3 protein-coding genes and 1 pseudogene are annotated in these 3,485 nt (G+C 70.9%); 2 read left to right on the forward strand and 2 right to left on the reverse strand.

Annotated elements, in window-relative coordinates; all coding sequences use genetic code 11:
- Positions 1-306 (reverse strand): annotated as a pseudogene (locus LQV45_RS21375) (amino acid permease); the annotation flags it as partial.
- Between the two features lie 111 nt (positions 307-417).
- On the opposite strand from LQV45_RS21375, the gene LQV45_RS21380 reads away from it, so the two are divergent.
- Positions 418-2,193 (forward strand): PucR family transcriptional regulator, encoded by a 1,776-nt coding sequence (locus LQV45_RS21380; RefSeq protein ID WP_230008727.1) that lies wholly within the window; start codon positions 418-420, stop codon positions 2,191-2,193.
- Here the strand turns inward: LQV45_RS21380 and LQV45_RS21385 are convergent.
- The gene (locus LQV45_RS21385; protein WP_230008728.1) at positions 2,172-2,978 is read right to left on the reverse strand and encodes a nitrilase-related carbon-nitrogen hydrolase; all 807 of its coding nucleotides are present in this window, start codon (positions 2,976-2,978) and stop codon (positions 2,172-2,174) included. The genes LQV45_RS21380 and LQV45_RS21385 overlap by 22 nt on opposite strands.
- A 241-nt stretch (positions 2,979-3,219) precedes the next feature.
- Between LQV45_RS21385 and LQV45_RS21390 the strand changes: the two genes are divergently transcribed.
- Positions 3,220-3,485 (forward strand): winged helix-turn-helix domain-containing protein (locus tag LQV45_RS21390; protein ID WP_230008729.1); only part of this gene is annotated, 266 nt, incomplete at its 3' end.

Below are 3,485 nucleotides of genomic sequence, written 5' to 3' on the forward strand. Positions count from 1 at the left end.
CGCGTAGGACACGGCGGAGAGCAGGGCGGCGAAGCCGGCGATGGCGAAGGAGATCCAGATGGCCGGGCCGGCGAGCGGCACCGACTGGCCCAGGATGACCAGGATGCCGGTGCCCAGGGTGGCGCCGACGCTGATCATGGTCAGCTGCAGGACACCGAAGCTGCGGACCAGCCGCGTGCCGCCGTGTCCGGTCTCGGCCTCGCGGACCAGCTGTCCGATCGGCTTGCGGCGCAGGAGCTGGGCGGTGAGCCCGGGACGGCCGGCTTCCGCCGGCGGGCGTTCGCTGATCAGAGTTGGCACAGTCATCGTTGACGTCCTTATCTTCAGTAGTGGTCGGTTTCCCGAACCAACCCTAGGCGTGTGAGCCACCTCTCAAGGTTGTGCAAAATGACCTGTAGTCTTCACTCATGAGACTTAATGCACTCGGACTCCGCCAGCCGGGCGGCCGGCACGGGGGCCGCTGCCGTGGCTGCTGAGGACCCGGAGCGGCTCGGCTTCGTCACGCTGGCGCAGTTCCTGGGCCAGTTGCCGGCATTGGCCGTCGTGCACGACGGCGGCAACGGCCAGGAGCGCTTGCGCTGGGTGGAGCCCAGCGAACTGGAAGATCCCACCCCCTACCTGCTCGACGGCGAGTTCCTGCTCACGGCCGGCCTGCCGTTCGTGGGCGGGGGCGGCAGCGAGGAGGCGGTGGACGCTTACGTGCGGCGCCTGGTCCAGGCCCGCGTGGGCGCCCTGGGCTTTGGCCTGGAACCGTACTTCGACGCCGTGCCCGATGCCGTGGTGCGGGCCTGCCGGCAGCACAACCTGACCTTGGTCGCCATCCCGGAGAGCCTCCCGTTCGCCGCGCTGGGACTGGAATTCTCCCGGCTCCTGGAGTCGGACAACGCCAAGACCTTCCGCCAGCTGGCCGACACCAGCCGGCAGCTCATGCGCGCGGTCTTGTCCGCGCGCCCCGAGCACGAACTCCTCGCGGCCCTGGTCCAGCGCGTCCCGGTTTGGGCCGTGCTGGTCGGCGCCGACGGGCGGGTGCGCGCCCGCGGTTCGGTCCCCTCCCCCGGCCCGCACACCGCCGGCGCCGCCGCCGGCGCCGTGCCGGGAGTTGACTCAGCCGACCTGCAGCCACTGCTGGCCAGGCTGCTCGCCGGCAGTGGTCCGCGGGTCGAGATGGATTCGTTCGACGCCGCGGGCTCGGCCCTCGTCTTCGGGTATCCGCTGCGCAGCACCCGGGACGCCAACCTCGGCGCGCTCATCCTCGGCACGGACGCCCCGCTGACCCCGGCCCAGAACAGCGTTGTCTCCACCGCGGTCGGGCTGCTGGAACTGCTGGTCCGCCAGCGCATCAGCGGCTCCCTGGCCCCGAGCCAGCTGGCCACGGCGCTGCTGCTCCACCCGGAGAGCGTGGCCTCAGGATCCGCACGCCATGTCAACGGGTTCAAGGACCTGCTGGCCCAAAGCATCTCCTCCACCCGGTCCGGCCAGCTGCGGGTCGTGCAGGGTCTCCGGATTGACGCCGCCCCGGACAGCTCCCGGACCCCGGGCGGACCGGGCGAGGCTCCGGTGCGGGCGCTGCTGGAGTGGCGGCGGCTGTTCGACACAAAACTCGTGGAGCTCACCGAGTACGGCTTTGCCGCCATTACCCGGTTAAAGGTCGACGACGCCCTGCTCGCCGAAGTGGAGCGGCTCGGCTGGCGCCTGGTGATCGGCAGCGGCACCGATTTCGCGAACCTGCCGGAGGCTAACCGGCAGGCCGCTTCACTGCGCAACCGCGTTCTCACGAGCCGCCGGAGCGTCCGGGCGGATGACGTGACGTGGTCGGTGGCCGGCCTGCTGGGACCGGCTGCCGGCACCCTGCTGGCCGGCCATCTGCTGGCGCCCCTGCTCGCCCTCGAGCCGGAGCGCCGCGACAGCCTGCTCGGCATCCTGCGGGCCTGGCTGGGCGAAAACGGAAGCTGGGACGCCACGGCAAAGGCCACGGGACTGCATCGAAACAGCGTCCGCCGGCAGATCGGCATCATCGCTGAGCTGCTGGGCCTTGACCTCAACCAGGCCCAGGCGCGCGCGGAACTCTGGATCGCCCTGCAGTACCAGGCCGAGCCTGAGCCGCCCGCCCCGGCCACCGCAGGTCAGGCGTCCGGCGCACCGGCCAGCGCAGGTCAGTCGTCGGCTGCCGGTCAGACTCCCCAGGAGCGGTAGACCTCCGGGCGGCGGTCGCGCAGGTAGTCCACGGCGCCCTCGATCCCGTCTGCCGCGGCGCGGCCGGTCTCACCCAGCTCGGCAAACAACAGTTCCGGCCCGGCACCGGCCGCGGCCAGAACCGAGCCGTCCGGGCCCGCGACCATGCTGCCGCCGCGGAAGTCGCCGTCATCCTCCGAACCGGTGTGATTGGCGTAGGCGACCGTCAGCTGGTTCTCCAGGGCGCGGGCCCGGATCAGCACCTGCGGCACGGCGTCGAATCCGCCGGCGAGTGCCGTCGGCACCAGCAGCAGGTCCGCGCCGCGCAGGGCGGCCGCCCGCGCCGACTCGGGAAACTCGATGTCGTAGCAGATGACCAGCGCCGTTTTGTGCCCGTGGAAATCCACGACGCCGGGGGCAGCCGCGGCGGGCGTGAACGCCGCCCGCTCGTCCGGGCCGAACAGGTGCACCTTGTCGTAACTGAGCAGCTCCTCGCCCGCCTCGTCGACCAGGGTGGCGGAAATGTGCCACCCGCCGGCCGGCGTCACCGTGGGCAGGCTGTAGACCAGAGCGATGTCGTTGCGCCGCGCGATGCCGGCCAGGGCTTCCCGGAGCGCGGGCAACCTGCCGGGATCGAACGCCTCCCGCAGCCGCCGCGGCGCGTAGCCCACGGGGAAGAGTTCCGGGGTCACCAGCAGCTGCGCGCCCGCGGCGGACGCATTGCGCGCCGCGGCCTCCACCGCGGCGCAGTTCGCCTCGATGTCCAGCACGGCGGAGTTCGCCTGCATCAGGGCCAGCAGCACCATTACCACCTCACGTTTCCGGACGCCTCCGCGGGTCGCGGCGGGTTCTCCCGACCAGAGTATCCGTGGCCCGGAACGCTGGGTGTGGTGCAATTCCACCCGGCCAGCGTGCCGGCGGGGCAGAACGTCCTTGCCGCGGAGACGGCGGGTGCTGAACGCCCTCTCCCCGGCATTCGACCGGCGCGGCCGTTATCGTTGCGTTAACTTCTTGACTACAAGGCGCGAATGCGTCACGCTTCATAGCATGCCCTCACCAACGCGCTCAACGAGGAGCCGAACCAAGAACCCCGGATCGCAGTCCGCCCTCCGGCATTTGAACCAGCAGCGGATCATCGAATGCCTCCTCGCAGGCCCATCCACGCAGGCGGAACTGGCCCGCCAGACCGGGCTTTCGACAGCCACGGTCTCGAACATCGTCAAAATCATGCAGGACGCCGGGCTGGCCTCGACTGAACCGATCACCAGTTCCGGGCGGCGCGCCCTGAACGTCCGGCTCAACAGCAACGGGGC

This window comes from Microbacterium sp. Bi128 (assembly GCF_918698205.1).